General features: G+C 33.0%; 14 protein-coding genes. 11 read left to right on the top strand and 3 right to left on the bottom strand.

The window, feature by feature from the left end; genetic code table 11:
• The first annotated feature begins 54 nt into the window (after positions 1–54).
• Positions 55–1,062 carry a VPGUxxT family thioredoxin-like (seleno)protein, type 2 gene (locus tag ACN0TY_RS06890; protein ID WP_417443896.1) on the top strand — a complete coding sequence of 336 codons (1,008 nt, stop codon included), beginning with the start codon at positions 55–57 and terminating at the stop codon, positions 1,060–1,062.
• Between the two features lie 182 nt (positions 1,063–1,244).
• On the top strand, positions 1,245–2,249 hold the full coding sequence (locus ACN0TY_RS06885; protein ID WP_417443895.1) for a bestrophin family protein: 1,005 nt from the start codon (positions 1,245–1,247) through the stop codon (positions 2,247–2,249).
• A 5-nt stretch (positions 2,250–2,254) separates the two neighbouring features.
• On the opposite strand, the gene ACN0TY_RS06880 is transcribed toward ACN0TY_RS06885, so the two are convergent.
• Positions 2,255–2,827 carry a pseudouridine synthase gene (locus ACN0TY_RS06880; RefSeq protein WP_417443894.1) on the bottom strand — a complete coding sequence of 191 codons (573 nt, stop codon included), beginning with the start codon at positions 2,825–2,827 and terminating at the stop codon, positions 2,255–2,257.
• Positions 2,828–3,426: 599 nt separating this feature from the next.
• A complete protein-coding gene (locus tag ACN0TY_RS06875; protein ID WP_417443893.1) occupies positions 3,427–3,891 on the bottom strand; it encodes a hypothetical protein in 465 nt (154 codons plus the stop codon).
• A gap of 218 nt (positions 3,892–4,109) precedes the next feature.
• Between ACN0TY_RS06875 and ACN0TY_RS06870 the strand changes: the two genes are divergently transcribed.
• The 9 genes from ACN0TY_RS06870 to ACN0TY_RS06830 all read left to right on the top strand — a co-directional run bounded on the left by ACN0TY_RS06870 (position 4,110) and on the right by ACN0TY_RS06830 (position 19,837).
• The gene (locus ACN0TY_RS06870; RefSeq protein ID WP_417443892.1) at positions 4,110–5,108 is read left to right on the top strand and encodes a metal-dependent hydrolase; all 999 of its coding nucleotides are present in this window, start codon (positions 4,110–4,112) and stop codon (positions 5,106–5,108) included.
• Between the two features lie 286 nt (positions 5,109–5,394).
• Complete coding sequence (locus ACN0TY_RS06865) at positions 5,395–6,822, top strand: CotH kinase family protein (protein ID WP_417443891.1); 1,428 nt, start codon at positions 5,395–5,397, stop codon at positions 6,820–6,822.
• Between the two features lie 282 nt (positions 6,823–7,104).
• Positions 7,105–8,424, top strand: a complete 1,320-nt coding sequence (gene nhaA / locus ACN0TY_RS06860) for a Na+/H+ antiporter NhaA (RefSeq protein WP_417443890.1) — start codon at positions 7,105–7,107, stop codon at positions 8,422–8,424.
• A 170-nt stretch (positions 8,425–8,594) separates the two neighbouring features.
• The gene (locus ACN0TY_RS06855; RefSeq protein ID WP_417443889.1) at positions 8,595–9,632 is read left to right on the top strand and encodes a hypothetical protein; all 1,038 of its coding nucleotides are present in this window, start codon (positions 8,595–8,597) and stop codon (positions 9,630–9,632) included.
• A gap of 56 nt (positions 9,633–9,688) precedes the next feature.
• On the top strand, positions 9,689–10,786 hold the full coding sequence (locus tag ACN0TY_RS06850; protein WP_417443888.1) for a BamA/TamA family outer membrane protein: 1,098 nt from the start codon (positions 9,689–9,691) through the stop codon (positions 10,784–10,786).
• Positions 10,787–11,162: 376 nt separating this feature from the next.
• Positions 11,163–13,772, top strand: a complete 2,610-nt coding sequence (locus ACN0TY_RS06845; RefSeq protein ID WP_417443887.1) for a sodium:solute symporter family transporter — start codon at positions 11,163–11,165, stop codon at positions 13,770–13,772.
• 245 nt (positions 13,773–14,017) lie between these two features.
• The gene (locus tag ACN0TY_RS06840) at positions 14,018–17,308 is read left to right on the top strand and encodes a SusC/RagA family TonB-linked outer membrane protein (RefSeq protein WP_417443886.1); all 3,291 of its coding nucleotides are present in this window, start codon (positions 14,018–14,020) and stop codon (positions 17,306–17,308) included.
• A gap of 12 nt (positions 17,309–17,320) precedes the next feature.
• Positions 17,321–18,829 (top strand): RagB/SusD family nutrient uptake outer membrane protein, encoded by a 1,509-nt coding sequence (locus tag ACN0TY_RS06835; protein ID WP_417443885.1) that lies wholly within the window; start codon positions 17,321–17,323, stop codon positions 18,827–18,829.
• Positions 18,830–18,931: 102 nt separating this feature from the next.
• Positions 18,932–19,837: a dihydrodipicolinate synthase family protein gene (locus ACN0TY_RS06830; RefSeq protein ID WP_417443884.1), complete on the top strand. Its 906-nt coding sequence runs from the start codon at positions 18,932–18,934 to the stop codon at positions 19,835–19,837.
• 156 nt (positions 19,838–19,993) lie between these two features.
• Here ACN0TY_RS06830 and ACN0TY_RS06825 read toward each other — a convergent pair whose 3' ends face one another.
• Positions 19,994–20,713, bottom strand: coding sequence for a FadR/GntR family transcriptional regulator (locus ACN0TY_RS06825; protein ID WP_417443883.1), 720 nt, complete (start codon positions 20,711–20,713; stop codon positions 19,994–19,996).
• Positions 20,714–20,749 lie beyond the last annotated feature (36 nt).

Here is a 20,749-nt window from a genome sequence, read left to right as displayed (position 1 = left end):
TAGTCTTATTTCCGACTATTATATTGAAAATATACTCACCTTTAAAATTGTACTATGAGAGATAAAAAACATAGTATTTTCAATAACTTAAATCGAAGATTATACAAGCATTTATTTTCTGTTTGTATACTCTTATTAGGAGGAAATATGATAGCGCAAACAAAAACCAATGTAAGTAATCAACCTGTAGAATTAGGAAAAGTAAGCTGGTTTCGAGATTATAACGAAGCTTTGCAAGAAAGTAAAAGCACCGGTAAACCTATCTTTATGCTTTTCCAAGAAGTGCCTGGTTGCAGCACTTGTGTAAATTATGGAAATCAAGTGTTGAGTTTCCCATTAATGGTAGAAGCTATAGAAAATAGTTTTGTGCCTTTGGCAATTTATAATAATAAAGGAGGTAAGGATAAGGAGATTCTAGAACGCTATAAGGAGCCGAGTTGGAACAATCCTGTGGTTCATTTTATAAATAGTAGCGGAGATGATATTATTCCAAAGGTAGCCAATACCTATCATCCTATAAGCATCTATAACGCAATGCTTAATGCGTTGGAGACTGCTCAAAAAGAGATTCCAGCTTATGTAAAAGTTTTGGGGTATGATTTGGTTCATAAATATGGCGCTACTAAAGAAGCCGTTTATACCATGTCTTGTTTCTGGACGGGGGAGTCTGTTTTGGGGCGTCATCCGGGGGTGTTGGTTACAGATCCTGGGTGGATTGGTTCTTATGAGGTGGTAAAGGTTTTGTACAATCCAGAAATGGTAACCAAAGAAGAGTTAGATGGTTATGCTTCTAAAAGGCATATAAAAACATTTAGTAAATCTGATGCCTATAAAACAGATAGAGACCCTCAATATTATCTTAAAAACAGCTACTTTAGGTATATGCCATTAAGTATGGTGCAGCGTACAAAGGTAAATGCTGCTATTGCAGATAATGAAGATCCTTCCATTTATCTAAGTCCAAAGCAATTGGAACAGTATAATGAGCTTAAAAAATCTGGAGGTTTGCCTTCTGCTGAATTATATAGCTTGCCTTTTGAAACACTTTGGAATATTAATTAGAAATAGCTCTTAAATAACGAATAGCCATCGGTATCTATAACAAAGGTGCTGATGGTTTTTTTATGTAATTAAGTCATATTTGATAGTATATTGTTTAGATACTATAATTTTTAAACTGTATTTGTATTGATTAATCTTATAATTTATTAAGTTTACTTTTTTCAATTTTAAGACACATATCCATGCACACAGGAAAACAATATACAGCAAAAGAGTTTTTAGTTTGGACACGAAGAGCCATATATTGGTTGTTTTTTATCGCCACCATTCCCACTGTTATTTATGCAGTATTCGATATTAAATGGATTGCACTCCCATGGGTTCCAATTGCTTTAATAGGTACTGCCGCCGCTTTTATTGTAGGGTTTAAGAATACGCAAACCTATAATCGACTATGGGAATCTCGGAAAATATGGGGCGCTATTGTTAATGATAGTCGCAGTTGGGGTATTATGGTGAAAGATTTTGTAAACGACCCCGCTTCAGCTTATAAAATAAATGACGATCATAAGCGATTGGTATACCGACATATTGCTTGGTTAACGGCACTTCGTTTTCAATTACGTACTCCAAAATCTTGGGAGAATATGGAAGATTATAACTCCAAGGAATATAGAAAACACTATCCTGTGCCAGAGTGGGAGAGCAATTTGGAAGAAGAATTAAGGCCTCTTTTAAGTGAAGAAGATTTAGCTTATGTTTTAAAGAAGAGCAATAGAGCAACGCAACTTTTAAGTTTACAATCGGCAGATTTAAGACGATTGAAAGCTAAAAATGAAATCGCAGATTACCCATATGTTAGTTTAGAAAGTTGTTTAAAAGATTTCTTTACACACCAAGGAAAGGCAGAACGAATAAAGAATTTTCCATATCCTAGTCAGTTCTCTAGTATCAACTTATTTTTTATACATATTTTTGTAACGTTATTACCTTTTGGACTATTGGCACCATTTGCTAACATAGGCACATATGGAGTTTGGTTTACCATACCATTTAGTGTAGTAGTAGGTTGGGTTTTTGTTTCTTTAGAACAAGTAGGGCAGCATACAGCAAATCCGTTTGAGGGTGGTCCTAATGATATCCCTATGGCAGCACTTAGTAGAACTATAGAAATAGATTTACGAGAAATGCTAGACGAAACAGATATTCCACCATCTTTAGCACCTATAAACCATGTATTAATGTAATAGGTTTAGATTTCTATATGTCTAACCTCACCAGGTTGCATACCATCTAAGGTAATTTCACCAATTCTAACTCTTACAAGTCTAAGGGTAGGAAAACCTACTGCGGAGGTCATTTTTCTTACTTGATGAAACTTTCCTTCCGTAAGGGTAATACTAACCCAGCTTGTAGGGCCATGGCGTGCATCTCTAATTTTCTTTTTACGCTCGGGGAGGTTAGGGGTGTCAATTTTTTTGGCAGCACAAGATTTGGTTTTATATTTTCCTCTATCCAAGCCTATAGAAATTCCTTGCTGAATTTTATCAATAGCCTCTTCTGAAATATCACCATCAACCAAAGCATAATATTCTTTTTCCATTCCGCTTCTGTTAATGGTATCGCTAAGCTTTCCGTCGGTAGTCATCAGTAGTAATCCTTCAGATTTTTCATCCAATCTACCAATAGGCATAATTCCTTCAGGAAAATCATAAAGTTCTTTTAGAAATCTTTTCTTTCGAGCTTGCCGTTCGTCATTACTGTGTGTCTGACTGATAATGCCGTAAGGTTTGTAAAGTTTATAATGTATCTGCTCGGTCGCCATTGCTCATTCTTTAAAGTGCGAATATAACTATTCAGATTAAAAATAGAATTTGATATGGTGTCAGTTTCATAAAAACTTCTCTAAATATTCTTTTCACCCATTCAGATACGTCTTCCACGCCAACGGATACGTCATGGCACGTATCTGGATACGTCTTTCACGCCAACGGATACGTCATGGCACGTATCTGGATACGTCTTTCACGTCAACGGATACGTTATGGCACGTATCTGGATACGTCTTTCACGTCAACGGATAGGTCATGGCACGTATCTGGATACGTCTTTCACGCCAACAGATACGTCATGGTACGTATCGGGATACGTCTTTTACGCCAACGGATACGTCATGGTACGTATCGAGATATGTTCTTAACCCCTATGGATAGGTACTTTACGTATAATTACCTATAAACAACCCCAACAGACACCCAGTGGCACCTATCTGGAGGGATATTTAACCTCTCCATATGGATGTTTACTGTATAAAGAGCGCTGTTTCACCCCGTAATACACGTATTAATTAGATTTAAGCGCATAAAAAAAGCCTTGAAACACAATTGCTTCAAGGCTTTAGTACTTAAATTGAGGGAAGGTTTTCTATTTCTCGATCTCGTTTTTACTTTTTATGAAGAACTGTTTTAGCTCATCTACTTTTTTCGAGTATCCACTAACTTTAGCATTCTTTTTGTACTGAGAATAGCTATAATCGATTAATGAATCTTGGTAATTATCAAAATCGTGAAGTGTTTTTGTACTTTCTAATTGATAGACAATGCTTTTAAGTGATTGGATTTGCTTTTCTAAAAATACCCGAGTTTGATAATCTTTTTTATACTCATTCCAATCTACCTCTGGAGCACTAAGCTCTGGATTTTCAGCGTGTATAGCGTGAGTTTTATTAACAAACAACTTATTAATCTCGTTAATAGAGCCGTATTTTTTGCGCTCACTTTCATTCAATGCAGTTACTTTTCCGCTAATAAGTCGCTCAATATCTTTAATATTCTTGGTTATAGCTTGTTCCTCTTTTGGAGTGAACTTATTCGTAATTAAGTTTTTCATATAATATGATTTAGGATTAAAGCAGTAAGATAGAGTAAAAAAGTTCAATAAGGCGCTTTAACTTGTAAACTTTAAAATATAATTTATTAATAATCAGTAAATTATATTATGAGTACCTATGGAGCAGCTACTAGCAGCCAGTCATTCAGAATAAAACATACAATTTTAATACGCGCTACTATATTTTATAGTTTACAACAGTTATGTTTGTAAAAGATATGGATTCACTCACGCAAATAGTATTAGGAGCCGCCGTTGGTGAGGCTGTTCTCGGAAAGAAGATAGGCAATAAGGCTATGTTATATGGCGCTATTGCTGGTACTATTCCAGATTTCGATGTTTTGGCAAGTAATTTTACAGATACCGTAACAGCCTTAGAAATGCATCGTGGGTTTACACATTCTATTTTATTTTCCGTCATTTTTGCTCCCATTTTCGGCTGGTTAGTTTCTAGGTACGAGTCTTATAAAGATTTTAAAGGGTGGAGTTTATTGTTTTTCTGGGGGTTTCTTACGCATCCACTTTTAGACGCATTTACCACTTGGGGAACGCAACTGTTTTGGCCTTTTGAGTATAGAGTCGCCTTTAAATCCATATTTGTAATTGATCCGCTGTATACCGTACCTTTTATAGGGTTCTTAGTACTTACGATGTTTCAGAAGAGAACCACAAAAAAACGTCGTTTTTATAATAAAATGGGACTCATTATAAGTACTAGTTACTTGGCATTATCTTTACTTTTAAAATGGGTTTCTTATGCTAAATTTAAAGAAGCTTTAGCAGAGCAAAACATAAGTTATTCAGAAATAGACACACGTCCTTCGCCTTTAAATACTATTTTATGGAACGCCAATGTAGCTACAGAAGACGCTTTTTTATTGGGAAGCTACTCTTTATTCGATTCGCAACCCATTACTTTTAATAGTCGTCCTAAAAACCATGAGTTGATTGCAACTATTATTGAAAAAGATAAGATGCAACGGATGATTAAGATCTCCAAAGGATGGTATAGTATTACAGAACACGAAAATGATTTGTTCTTTAATGACCTCCGTTTCGGATTGATGAGTATGGATCCCGATGCTCAAGATTTTGTATTTCAGTACAAAATAGAAACCGATCCCAATGGACGTTTAAAGTTCACAGAAACTGAAAAGGGAAGGGAAGATGCTCAGAAACTCATGAAAGAGCTGTGGATAAGAGTAAAAGGGAATTGATTATCATAAGGTAATTAATAGGAATTCTTCAATTATTAGGGCTTATTTAGAAGTCAATTATAAGATTTTTTCAGTTGAATAAAACACATAAGATATAGCATATATTACTTACATTGTTGTTCTGTTTTAAGGGTTATTATGCCAATTTTACATTGTTTCAAGACTTTTTTAAATGAAATTAAAGGAGGTTCGCTGAGAATATTACCACTTTCGCTGAATATGTCTTTTTTGTTTGGTTCTAATAGAGATATTTGATCCTATATAAACTTAAAAAAATTCAACAACAATGAAAAAAGCAAGCATATTATTTTTTATAGCAATGCAACTTGCCGTAGTTTTTTCTTGCTCTGATGATGATGTAGCAACAACAGAAGACGTAACTGAGGAAACAACAACAGAAGATGATTCAGATTTTGAAGCATTAGATTGGACGGAAGCAACCCATAGTAATGATGCAGATCCTAATTTTGACGAAGTATTTGAGGATGAAGCTGTAAAACGTATAGATATCGTAATTACGGAAGAGCGTTGGCAGAGTATGTTAGACGATATGACAGCTACCTATGGTTCGTTTGGAAGTTCTTCTGGTGGCGGTCCTGGAGGCGGAGGAAATAGTTTGGTAACTACAGATGAAGATCCGATTTTTGTTCCTGCCGAAGTATTTTATAATGGGATAGAATGGTACCGTGTTGGAGTACGCTTTAAAGGAAATTCTAGTTTACAATCGAGCTGGTCTTCTGGAATCTTGAAACTATCTTTTAAGTTAGATTTTGATGAGTTTGAAGATGACTACCCACAAATTGATAATCAGCGTTTCTACGGATTTAAGAAATTGAGTTTGAAAAATAACTATAATGATAAATCTATGCTTAGAGAAAAAGTAGCCGCGGATGTATTTAGAGATGCAGGTTTAGCAGTTTCGCATACAGCTTTCTATACTCTTTATGTAGATCATGGAGATGGACCAGAATATTTTGGCGTGTATACTATGGTTGAGGAAGTTGATGATACGGTGATAGATACGCAGTTCTCTGATGACGACGGGAATTTATATAAGCCAGATGGTGATGGTGCTAGTTTTGCTGAGGGGACTTTCTCTGAAGATGTATTTGTTAAGAAAACAAATGAAGACGAAGCAGATTTCTCTGATATAGAAGCTTTATTTACAGCCTTACATGCCGATAATAGAACTACAGATCCAGCAGCATGGAGAGAAGAATTGGAGACCATTTTTGATACTGATACATTCTTGAAATATTTAGCAGTGAATACGGTTATTCAGAATTGGGATACGTATGGTAGAATGACGCATAATTATTTCCTTTATAATAACCCAGATACCGATAAATTGTCGTGGATTCCTTGGGATAACAATGAAGCCTTGCAACAAGGGAATAGAGAAGGAGCAGTGGCAATGGATTTCTCTGATGTTAGCGATTCTGAATGGCCATTAATTGGATACTTATATGAAGATGAGACATATAAAGCAAAGTATGATGCTTATGTTGAAGAAGCCATAGCTAATGAGTTTAATGTTAGTACAATACAATCTAAGTATTCTACATATTCTTCTTTAGTTGAGCCTTATGCAACAACAGAAGTTTCGGGATACACTTTCTTAAACTCTAGTTCCGATTTTCTAACCGCTATTAGCGAATTAAATAGACATGTGGAAGAGCGTACTTCAACTGCAAATTCATATTTAAGTAACTAAATATTAAGTTTCCCCCTCAGAGGACTTTAATTTCTTATCACTTTATGATTGCTGTTATTTATTGAGAATTAAAGTTCTATGTATAAAAGGTTGCCTGATAAGGGCAACCTTTTTTATATCTGAATTTTTATTTTGAATTGAAACGACTAATTATCCTACATAGTTCTATTTTTTTTCGTCTGAAAAGCCTTATTTAACATGTGAAACTTATCCTAATTATATCGAAATGGGCTGTTAAAAAGGTATCTTTACAAAATAACAAAAACACAGAATATAAAGCCAATGAGCGAAGAAAAAAAGTATCCTATTGACAAAGTTACCTACCCAATTCAAAAATTTATTCAACAAGAAAAAGCAGGAGGGATCGTGCTTGGAATCAGCGTTATCATTGCACTGTTTTTGGCAAACTCCCCATGGTCGGATCAATATTTTGAATTTTTTCAACATAAAATAGGACTCCAGTTTAACGGAGAATCTTTTTTAAACTATAGTTTCATTCATTGGATTAACGATGGATTAATGGCCATTTTCTTTTTTGTACTTGGATTAGAACTGAAAAGAGAAATTGTAGGAGGAGAATTATCCAATCCAAGAAAAGCATTATTGCCCATTGCAGCTGCATTTGGAGGAGTTGTTGTTCCTGCAATTATATATTTAATATTAAATCCCACAGGAGAAGTGAGTAGTGGATGGGGAATTCCAATGGCTACAGATATAGCTTTTGCTTTGGGGGTTTTATACCTCTTAGGAAGTAAGATTCCATTATCATTGAAAATATTTTTAACAGCATTAGCGATCGTAGATGACCTGGTAGCTGTATTGGTAATCGCCTTTTTCTATACTTCAGAAATTTCATTTGTAAGCTTATCTATAGGATTAGGATTTGTTCTGATAATGTTTATCGGGAATAAAATGGGCGTACGAAGTATTTTTTTTTATGCCTTTTTTGGAATTATAGGGGTGTGGATTGCTTTTTTACTTTCAGGAGTTCATGCAACTATTGCAGCGGTTCTTGCGGCATTTACAATTCCTGCAGATATGAGAATTGGGGAGAATGCATATATAGATAAGATTCAGCATTATCTAAAGAAATTTAAAGCCATGGATGCCAATGATGAAATCCCAACTCTAACTAATGAACAGTTACATATTTTAGATAAAGCAAAAGAAGGAACAAAAGAAATCATACCTCCATTACAGCGATTGGAGCATGCAATGCATCCATTTGTAACCTTTATTGTAATTCCGCTATTTGCCTTAGCTAATGCAGGAATTTCTTTATCAATAGACATCGAGCAGTTATTTAGTACAAACGTTGCAATGGGAGTTACATTAGGACTTTTATTAGGAAAAGTAATAGGTGTTGTGGGAGTTACATTATTATTAGTTAAACTTAAAGTAGCTCCTTTCCCCGAAGGGATGAATATTAGAAACCTCTTTGGAATAGGATTGTTAGCTTCAATTGGATTCACTATGTCTTTGTTTATAACGTCGCTAGCATTCACGGAAGAAGTTTATATGACTCAAGCTAAAATCGGAATTTTTACAGCTTCATTAATAGGAGGTGTTTTAGGTTATATGCTATTAAACAAGAAAAATTAAGATAAATACATATTTTTAGTTAGGCCAGAGGAATTTTATTTCTCTGGCTTTTTTATATAAAATATTGAAGTGTTTTTATGAATTATAGCTAAATGTTGAATATAATTGAAGGAGGAATTATATCTTTTTGTATTTTAGATTGATAAGTTTGTTTTTTTTAACCCTAAAGTATGACTAGTTTAAAAGTTACTCTTCCCTCAAACTATGTTTTATTAGGAATAATTTTTATGTTTTCAATGCAGGTGTCAGCTCAAATTTCGCCAATGCATAAACGAGAACTAAAAGATAGTATAGGTAAAAGAGAGTATCCTTATCTATTTCCCATTTTTGCAGAAAAAATAGAAAGTATGGGGCATAGATTGCCCTTACCTTTTGGACTTATGTTTAATTATGTGCATCAACAAACACGTTTAGATATAACAAAATTAAAAGTAGGTTTTGGAGATTCTAATTTAGAGCAATTGGATTTTGTGGAATTTGATCCTGTCCAAAATTCAGCAAACGTTTTTAATATACGTGCCGATGCATGGATTTTTCCTTTTTTAAACCTGTATGGAATTTATGCGCATTCTGAAGGTAATGCTAATATTGATATAAGGTTTCCAGTTAATTTAAATATTGCAACAACGCCATCTGTAGATACCTATGGAGGTGGTATTGTTTTGGCATATGGAAGGAATAATTATTTTGGAGCTGCAAATTTAAACCTTTCGTCATCCCATACTTCAGCTTTAGATGAGCCTGTTTTTGGAGTGGTGTCTTCATTGAGGGTTGGTAAGGTTTTTGATTTTTATAATTCAGATAATAGTATAAGTTTTAGTGTTGGAGCTCAAAATCAATATATAGAGCGTTTGTCTGCTGGTTCTTTAAAAATTAGTGATGGTTTTGCAACGCTCGATCCCGATAAGTTGGATGATATAAAACAGCAAATTGGAGATTCAGCTCAAAATTGGTATGATGATTTATCTCGCCCCCAAAAGGTGGTTGTAGATAGATTGGTGGATTATATGGAAGATTGGTTGGATGGGAAAGATATTGGAGATACAGTAATTAGATACGAATTTGAAAAAGAAACTATAGGGGATTGGACCTTACAGCTTGGGGTACAATTTATGCAAGGGGACCATTATTGGTATCGATTAGAAGGTGGTTTTGGTAAAGGACGTACTCAATTGCTATTATCTTTTAATTACCGCTTTGGTCTGTAATTATGCTATTAAAAAACTATATACTTATATTATTCCTATTAATAGGAAGTTTTTCCTTGGCTCAAGACAAGGGTATAAAGAAATGGTTTAAAGAAAGGCAAGCTTTAAAAGCTCAAAAAATTGAAGCAGGAGAGCCTTTTTTATCACCTTTGTTAGGTCCTGGGTATACACCAGAGAATGGTTTTTTGATTGCAGGAGGAATGCTTTATACATTTAAAACAAATCCTAAGGACTCTTTAATTCAACGTTCATCGTTGCCTATCACAGCATTTATAAGTACACGGGGTAATATTGGAGTGAATGTAAAGTTACAATCGTTTTGGAGAGAAGATCGCTTTCGGTTAAATGTTGTCGCCAAATATTCTGATGCAGACGATGATTATTTTGGTGTCGGAATGGAAGAGAATCAAAATATAGAAAAAGGCGATACTACATCTCTTTATCACCGCCATCAATGGTTTTTGGCTCCTGGATTTTTGTTTAGAATAATACCCAATTTATATCTCGGAGTAAATTTCAATTTAAATAAAACAAAGGTTACAGAAGTTAATCCGTTGATGGAGCAAGATGCTAATTACCTACAGTTTGGTTCAGAAAATTTTAATAGCGCGACAGGTCTATCTCTAGCTTATGATAGTAGAGATATCACTGTAAATGCTTGGAAGGGAATGTATCTCCGCTTTGCTTCTCTTTTCTATGGAAGTTACCTCGGTAGTGATAATGATTATGAAACTTATGAGTTAGACTTTAGAACCTATCATCAAGTTTATAGAGAAGGAAATGTTATTGCCACAAAGTTATATATGAGAGCAGCTTATGGAGATGTTCCTTATGAAGAATTGGGTAGAATTGGAGGAGGAGCGGCTCTACGTGGTTATATAAAAGGACAATATCGCGATAAAACAGCTATTTATTTTATGGCAGAATGGAGACATATGTTTTTAAAATCAGATGGCTCGTTAAGTAAGCATGGCCTAGCAACTTGGTTGGGAACAGGAACAGTTGCTCCTAGTTTGAGTGATGTTTCAGAATGGGTTCCAAATCTAGGTGTTGGATATAGATTGGAAGTACAACCAAGAATGAACCTCAGAATAGATTTCGGAATCGGCCGAGAATCTTCAGGTCTTTATTTTGGTTTCAGTGAGGCTTTTTAAGAGTGGGGAAACAAAATCCTTACTTCCCCCAATACAATAAGTAACTCTTGCTTTGTATAAGGGTGTAAGAGAATAAGAGGTGAAAAATAGGTGTACTGTCTTGATGTTTTTAATCAATTTTTTACTTCCTATTTTAAAGATCAATTTATATCTTAATAGGTAATAGTATGATGCAAAAATAAATAATTATCTTCTTGTGTCAGAACCCAATTCCAATATTATTTTCTTAAGTTTTTTGCTTTTTATATGCATTTTGAATATATAATCATATTTATATATGTCATACATAATACATTTTTAAGATAATTTATTATATTAGCCATCTGTTATATCGCATCTAGAAATGTAATTTTGGAGTTAAAAGTAATTTTTGAGTATGTCTAAATTTTGGAGTTTTATTGGCTTAACTTTTATGTTTTGTAGTTTTTTTTATTCATTTGGTCAAGAAACCCCAAAACTAAATATTTCAGATCTACCTAGTTTACCAGGAGAATATCCAAGTATAGAGTCTCTAGGATACGCGGGGATGTTGGGAGGTAAAACAAATAATGTCATTTTAGCAGCTGGTGGGGCTAATTTTCCTGAAGGAAAACCTTGGCAAGGAGGTAAGAAAATATGGAGTGATAATATTTATGTATTTGAAGATGAATCGTGGAGCTTATCTAATAGCAAGTTGCCATTTAGGATAGCTTATTCTGCATCAGTAAGAATAGAAAATGGAATTTTATGTGTAGGTGGAAATAATGAGAAGAAAGCTAGCAATAAAGTATTTTCTATTAGTTATAATTCTAACTCTAAAGAGGTAGAGATTCAAAGTTATCCTGAATTGCCAGAAGCATTGGCATATGCATCAGCTGTTGTTGTTGATGATTATGTATATGTTGTAGGAGGAAAAAATAATTCGCAAACCACAAATTCATTTTATAGGTTAAGCTTGATCGCTAAACAGAGGTGGGAAAAATTAAAAGATTTCCCAGGACCTCCTAGAATGCTTCATTGTGTAGCTGTGCAAGAGACATCTACAAACAAAAAATTATTTTTATTTGGAGGAAGAAATGAAAAGAAGTATCAAAAGTCCGAAACTATTAATAGCTATTTGTCTTATGATTTAAAAAATCATACTTGGCAGGACCAAAAAGAAATAGTTGTTAATAATAGTTCCCGTGTATTGATGGGAGCTTCAGCAGAGGCTATGGGGTCTATGCATATTATGATTTATGGGGGAAGTGATCAAATTATTTTTGATGAGTTAGAAAAAATTGCATTAGAACTTAAATTAAATAAAGACACTTTATTTAAAGAATTATTAATAAAGAGACGAGATAGTATTTTAAATAATCACCCAGGTTTTTCAAAAGAGATATTAGCATTTAACACTATTACTGAAAAATGGTTTATTTATGATAAACTTGATACACAGATTCCGGTTACTGCACTTTCATTCAAAATGGATAATGATTTTATTATTATCTCTGGTGAGATATCTCCAGGTATTAGAACGCCAAAAGTAAAGGCATTTAATATGTCTAACACAGTTCGACCGTTTGGCTTTATAAACTATAGTGTATTGTTTTTTTATTTATTGATATCAGTATTAATAGGTGTTTATTTTTCAAGAAAGCAAAAGTCTACTGAAGATTATTTTGTAGGTGGTGGTCGAATACCTTGGTGGGCCTCGGGTTTAAGTGTTTTTGGGACACTATTGAGTGCAATAACATTTATGGCTATACCAGCAAAAGCATTTATAACTGATTGGTCTTTCTTTTTTTTAAATATTGCAGCAATTCTTATAACTCCATTAATAGCTTTTATTTTTATTCCTTTTTTTAATAAATTAAAAATTAAAACTGCTTACGAATATTTAGAAGATAGATTTAATTATACAGCTCGTGCTTTTGGTAGTTTGTCTTTCATCCTTTTTCAATTAGGAAGAATAGGAATTGTATTATTACTCCCTTCATTAGCAATATCAATAGTTACTGGAATTTCTGTAGAAACGAGTATTTTAATAATGGGAATTCTTTGTGTTTTCTACACAACTTTCGGAGGTATCGAAGCTGTCATATGGACTGATGTTCTTCAAGTAATAGTTCTTATGGGAGGTAGTATTTTGGCTATAGTATGGATCATGTTACATACTGAAACTTCGTTTGTAGAAATGATTTCTTATGCTTCAGATAAAGATAAGTTTAATGTTGCAAATATGGATTTTAATTTTACAGAATCTACATTTTGGGTAGTACTCATTGGAGGATTAGCCTCAGCATTAGTAACTCAAGGAACAGATCAAACGATTGTACAACGATATCTTACAAGCTCGAGTGTTAAAAGTTCTCAAAAAACACTTTATACTAATGCTGTTCTAACACTACCAGCAACAATAATTTTCTTTGGAATAGGAACACTATTATTTATTTTTTACACAGAAATGCCTAATAGATTATCACCAGGGATTTCTAATAATGATTCAATATTTCCATGGTATATAGTACGTGAACTTCCTATTGGAGTTTCAGGTTTATTAGTTGCTGGTATTTTTTCTGCAGCAATGTCTAGTATAAGTAGTAGCCTAAACTCCGTTGCAACAGCATATTGCAACGATTTTTACACACATTTTAATCCTAAAGTTTCAGATTTAAAATTATTACGAATTGCACGTTTAGTTACAATTATTACAGGAATTATAGGCGTGCTCTTTGCTCTTTGGATGTCAATTTCAGATATTAAATCATTATGGGATCAATTTTATAGATTTTTAGGCCTTTTTACAGGAGGTTTGGGCGGAATGTTTCTTTTAGGCATGTTAACAACAAAAGCCAATGCAAGAGGTACACTCTTAGGTTTGTTTGTAAGTGCCATATTGGTTTGGCTTATTAATTCCTTTACAGATATAAACTTTTTATTATTTTCATTTATTGGTGTTGTGTCTTGTTTTGGCTTTGGTTATCTCTTCAGTATTTTAATTCCTAATAAGAATATAATTTAGTATAAAGTACAATTACAATAATTATCAGTTCTTCTTAAGATTAATATTCTCTTATAATGAATGCGTTGTTTAATTAGCAATATTTCATTTTTTCTTTTTCATCAGAAAGTGATCTTTTTTCCTTTTTAGATTAATTTTCACAATGATTATATGTCTTTTTTATCAATATTATTTTGATATGTTAATTATTTGTTACAATATTGTATTATGTATTACATAATACAATAACAACAAAAACTAATCAAATGAAAAAAAAACACCTTTATGCCATAGTTATGGTTTTTATTTTGTTTTTATTTTTACCTATCCAAAGTCACGGGCAGGTAAAAACAATTACGGGAACAGTTGTTTCTAGTGAAGACAATATGCCTCTACCTGGAGCTTCGATCGTAGTTAAGGGAAGTTCGTCGGGTACAACTACAGACTTTGATGGGAAATATACAATACAAGCAAGTTCAGGAGATGTTTTATTGTTCAGTTACATCAGTTTTCTAAAGAAGGAAGTTTCTGTTACTAATAATAATGTATTAAATGTCACTCTTGAACCTGATGTTTCTATGCTTGATGAGATAGTAGTAACTGGGTATGGAAAGCAAACTAGAGCTACCTTGACAACATCGGTATCAAAACTTGATACTCAGGTATTTGAAACTTCAACGAGATCCAATGCTGCAACTGCTTTGCAAGGCTCAATTGCTGGACTTAGGGTAACAAATACTACAGGACAGCCTGGTGCTAGTCCGCAAATTGTACTTCGTGGAGGGACTAATTTTGATGGAACTGGTTCTCCCTTAATTTTGGTAGATGGTGTATCTAGTTCATTTTATGCATTAAACTCTGATGACATAGAGTCTATAGAGGTTTTGAAAGACGCTGCAGCGACCGCCATTTATGGAGCTAGATCTGCTAATGGTGTAATATTAGTAACAACAAAATCGGGAAAAGTTGGTAAATCATCTATTAATTATAAATATAAGTATAGTTTCAATAACGAAAGGGATGATCAGCAATATCTAAATGCAAAAGATTTTATAAATTATAATAGGCAGGGGCATGCATATGCTGAACAGGTACTTGATAATCCTAACTATATTCGTCAATTTTTAAATGGTGCAAATTCTTTCGCAACAGGAGGAAATACAACTGATTCTCCTTTTACAACACAGCTACTTACTAATGATAACCAATATCTACTAAACCAGCCTGGTTGGCAAGCTATTCCTGATATTTTAGACCCAACTCAGAATATTCTTTTCTATGATAATAGAAATGTTGGTGATAGAATATATCAGAGTAGTTATACAAAAGACCATTATTTGTCCTTTGATGGAGGTAATGAGAAAGGAACGTATTATTTGGGATTAGGTCTTTTAGATAATGATGGTTTAATATTAGGCTCTGGATTTGAAAGATATTCAGCTAAGTTTAGTGGATCATATAATATTAAAGAAAACTTAAGGATAAATTCTAATGTTTTGTATTCGCATTCAAATCTTAGTTTAAGCCCGTTAGGTGGTGAAGATACCGTGTTTAGAAGATTCCAAGGTCAAGCTCCAACTTCTAGAGACTATGATAATAATCCTGATGGGACTTGGTCAGATGTTTATGCAGTAGGACAAAATCAAGGATTTGGAAATCCTCTTTATTATCAAGATAAGTTTGTAAGAAATAACTTGGAACAGCGTTTATCTATGGCAATTGGACTTGATTGGGATATTATTAATGATTTAACCTTGTCAATAAAAGGAAGCCACTTTGCAATAAATAATCATAACGAAAGTTTTGATAAAGCCTATCGAACTGGTAGTACTTCTGGACCAATACAAAAGGCTAGAATAGCATCTGTGAGTTTAGACAGGACTCTTAGAAGCCAATTGACAGGAACATTAAATTATACAAAAAAGTTAGGCCTTCACAATTTTAACGCATTATTAGGAGCAGAATATTATAAAGATAATTTCTTTACTACTGCAGCTGCGACTAGAAATTCACCTTCTGATTTAATACCTACATTAAATGCAGGAGCAGAAGCAGAAGGAGTTCCTTTTAGTTTTGAATCTGAATATGTAATATCATCAATGTTTGGTAGGTTACTATATGATTTTGATAATAAGTATCTATTGAGTGCTAGTTTTAGAAACGATGGTTCTTCCAGATTAGGAAATAATAAATTTGACTTTTTTCCAAGTGTATCAGCTGGATGGAATATTCATAATGAGGAGTTTTTTATGGAATCATCATTAAGTAATATTATTAGCAAATTTAAGCCTAGGTTGAGTTATGGTGTTAATGGTAATCAAGATGTATTAGGTGGGTCGCAAACTATAAATGGATATAGTGTACCAATAAATTATAGAGTTTATGGAGCATATGGTGAGCAAGGAGTTTATGATGGACAAACTGGATATGCTAATTCTTTGTTGCAAACATTAGATCTTACTTGGGAGAAATCAACAACTTTAAATGCAGGATTAGATATTTCTTTCTTTAACGATAGACTTTCATTTATTACAGATATATACTCAAGAGACATAAAAGATAAGTTAGCAAATTTAACATTACCTTATTATACTGGGTTTAGCAGTATCTTGACTAATAATGGAACCATTAGAAATAAAGGTTTTGAGATGCAGATTAATGGTGATATTATTAGAAATGAAAACGTAACGTGGAATATTGGAGCTACATTTTCATCCAACAAAAACTATGTAATAAAGCTTCCAGACAATGAAAATGAACTTAATAGACAAGGAGGTACATTAATTTGGAATGCAAATACAGATCAAGAAGAATGGGTTGGTGGATTACAAGAAGGCATGAGATCTGGTAATGATTTAGTAGTTGCTTTTGAACAAGCAGGAATTTATGAGTCTCAAGAAGAAGCAAATATCGATAATTCTATCACAGATGATTATATGCCTCTTGCTAGTAGGAATCAACGTTGGGCAGGAGATGTAAAATGGGTTGATCAGAATGAAGATGGTGTAATCAACAGCTTAGATAGAAAGGTCATAGGTCGTACAACGCCAGATTTTGTAGGTGGTTTTACTACTAACTTTAGATACAAAAATTTTAATCTTTTTATTAAAACAGATTTTGCAACAGGACATTTGGTATGGAATCACATAAGAGCTAAGGGATACGCTCAAACACAAGGAAATTTAAATCAACCAATAGAGGTATTAGATTCTTGGACTCCTGACAATACGGACACTAATTGGCCAAGAATGGTCTTTGTTAATGCGGCTAAGAATGTATGGAGAGGAGATGAATCTGTAAGTAGTTTACAGAACTTTGGGAATGAACAATTTTGGGAAAAAGGAGACTATTTAGCTATTAGAGAAGTTACTTTGAATTATAGTATACCTACAAAATACTTTAATGAAAAGATTAGTAGATTAAATTTATTTTTAACAGGTTCTAATCTACACTATTTTAAGAGTATGAGTGGTGATACACCAGAAGTAGGAGGTGTACAGTACGGAGAATTTCCATTGCCAAAAACGATAACTATCGGTCTTAATGTAATATTTTAAATAGGTAAAAAAATGAGAAAATTTGTTATTTATATGATAGCTGTACTTGTACTAAGTGCATGTGAAAACGAACTAGAGTTGTCTAGTAGAAGTGAGTTAACATCTTCAGGATTTTGGGATAATGAAGAGGGAGCAAAAACGGCACTCACAGGGCTGTATGCTAATTTAAGATCTTCAGCTCAGAATCTATGGTTATTAGGTGAAATGAGGAGTGATATTTGGGGAGGGCGTACATACGAATCAGCTTCAAACCTTAATTTAATAGAATCTAACATAACTATATCAACAGCTCCATTTAACGGTTGGGCAGATTTATACAGTAGAATTCACCGATTAAATGATTTCTTAGAAAATGTACCAAATATTGATTTTGTTAACCCAGAAGAAAAAGATCATTTATTAGGTCAAGCATATGGCTTAAGGGCTTTTTATTACTATACACTTTTAAAAACTTGGGGAGAAGTACCTATCATATTGGAACCATTAGGCACAATTGATCCTTTAAATATAAGTAAACCAAGATCCTCAGAAGAGGAAGTAATGGGTGTTATTAAAGCAGATATTTCTCAATCGTTGACAGCTTTCGGTGGTGATGATTCATTTTGGCAAGACAGTAAGGTTTATTGGTCCAAAGCAGCAACACTAGCTCTAAAAGGAGATGTTTTTATTTGGTCAGGTAAAGTTCTAAATGGAGGACCGAATGATTTTCTAGAGGCAAAGACTGCACTCCAAAAAATAGCATCTTATGGAATAAGTTTAGAGCAAAATTTTGATGATCTCTGGGGAGTTGATAATGAAAATAATAGTGAATTTATTTTTGTAATTCAATATAATCAAGATGAAGCAGAGAATTTTTTTAACTCACTAACAGGTAGAAGTACCGAAATAAACCCTCAGTTTAATGATGATGGAGAATCTATGATTGATTTTGTTATAGCAGGAGCGAATAGATACGGTCAATCCGAAAAGACTATTTTGTTGTTAGATGATGAAAATGACGCTCGTAAAGATGCTTCATTTATAAGGTTATACACTGATGATAATAATGGGAATGGATATCTAACTTATACTGATGATAAGTACTTTGGCTCTATTTTTAATAAATTCCTAGGAGTTGTTAAGGGAACAGAAAGAATTTTTGAAAATGACTATCCAGTTTATAGATATGCAGATGTTATATTACTTATGGCTGAGGCTAAAAACCTTTTAGGGGAAGATCCATCTACAGAAGTTAATCAAATTAGAGCTCGTGCTTATGGTGCAAATTATGATTCTAATCTTCATGCTTATAGTAATAATTCAATGATGGAGAATACACGTGCTATTCTGAATGAGCGCTATAAAGAATTTATAGGAGAAGGTAAACGATGGTGGGATTTAAGAAGAGCTGGTGATAATTATGTAATAGAGAGTATAGAGTTTCTTAATACAGGGGATGAATATAAGCTTCTATTGCCTATAAGTGAGGATATGATGGGGAGAAATGTTATGTTAGAGCAAACACCAGGATATACAAATTAATTTAATTATTACGCTATTATTAGAGTTTAGTTAAAAAGAGGTGCGGAAAACCTCCCACCTCTTTTTGTTAAAAATGATAGTTAATACATACAAATAAAAATAATGAAAGAAAAAAAATTAATAGCAGCTACATATGCACCAATGCATAATGATGGATCTTTAAATTCAGAAATCATCAATGAGTATTCGAGCTTTTTAGTTAGAAATAATGTGGCGGGTGTTTTCATGAATGGATCAACTGGAGATTTTGTGTCATTATCAACAGAAGAGAGAAAAAAAATCACTTTAGGCTGGGCTAAGGTAAAATCTTCAAATCTGTATTTAATAGATCAAGTGGGGGACCCTAGTATTAATGTGGCAAAGGAGCTTGCAACATACGCATCAGATAAGGTTGATGCAATAGCAGTGTTGGCTCCGTTTTATTTTAGAATTAATACTTTAGAAAAATTAGTTGAATACTGCAAAGAAATTGCAGAATGTGCACCAAATCTTCCTTTTTATTATTATCATATCCCTGTACTAAGCGGTGCTAATTTTAAAATGTTTGACTTTTTAAAGCTAGCCCCTAAAGTGATTCCCAATTTTAAAGGAATTAAATTTACCAATAATGATTTGATAGATTACCTACATTGTAAAAATTATAACATGGGTAAGTATGATATTTTATTTGGATTTGATGAAATATTTTTGTCAAGTCTACCGCTTGGAGCTGATGGATGGGTTGGGAGTACATATAATCATTTAGCTCCTATATACCATGAAATTAGATCATTATTTGAAAAAGGAAATATGGCTGACGCAGCAACACTTCAAAGAAAAGCTATAAGTTTTGTAGAAACCTTAGATAGTTATGGAGGCTTTAATGGAGTAGCTAAAGGGTTTATGAAGTATTATGGTGTAGATTGTGGGCCAAGTAGATTTCCACATAGTACAATAAATAATGAAATATATGAGAACGTTAAAAAAGAAATGGACAATTTAGGTCTTATTCAATATTTGTGTAAATAATTTTTTTTGCAGTTTAAAACCAAGTTTAAAAATGATTAAGCTTGGTTTTGTATTGATTTAACTTTACAACAAAAATTAATATAAAATCTCATATAGTGATGTTTCTAAGTTTTACAATTATCATATCTATAAAAATAATCAAAAATTCAATTTGGATCAAAATTTTTGATTATTTAAGACGCGATTAAAATGTGGTTCTAAATGTTGAGCCATACCCTTTCTAAACCCCTTAATATTGTCTTCTTTTAAATAATTTAATAGTTCGCGATGTGTTATGAATTTTTTTGAATACATATATTTTTTAGCATCATTTAATTTATATTCATGAACATACTCGAATACAGGTAATAATAAGTTTTGAAACCTTTGTAAGGTTTTATTTCCTGACATTTCATATAGTTTTCCATGAAAAGCGATTTCATTTTCTAAACTAAAAACAGTAGACTTAGAGTCGTCTTCTTCCATTTTTGAAACTATTATATCCAATTCTTCAAGATCTTTTTTTGTTTTTCTAGCAAATAGAATATCAATCATCCCCATTTCTAAAATTAACCGAAGCTCAAAAATGTCTTTTAAAGTTTCATCTCCTAGTAAATTTGTATCTAATACCTTTTCAAAGTTGTTAATGAAATCTGGTTGAGATAATACAATTCCTTTATGTTTTTTTGACTCAATAATTCCTATTGTCTTTAACCGCGTGAGCGCTTCTCTAATTACTGTTCTACTTACACCTAAAGCTTCAGCAAATTCCATTTCTTTAGGTATAGGATCACCAACTTCAAGCTTATTTTTTTTAATAAAGTCTGTGATACGTATTTCTACCTTATCTACCAAGCTCAAATTTGATAACGGGGTTATACTTATTTGTTTTTTCATATTATTTTATTTCTTACAAATGTAATTTATAATTTT

Source organism: Joostella sp. (genome assembly GCF_048266025.1).
Lineage (GTDB): Bacteria > Bacteroidota > Bacteroidia > Flavobacteriales > Flavobacteriaceae > Galbibacter > Galbibacter atrarenae.
This window is presented reverse-complemented; position numbering and strand designations above follow the sequence as displayed.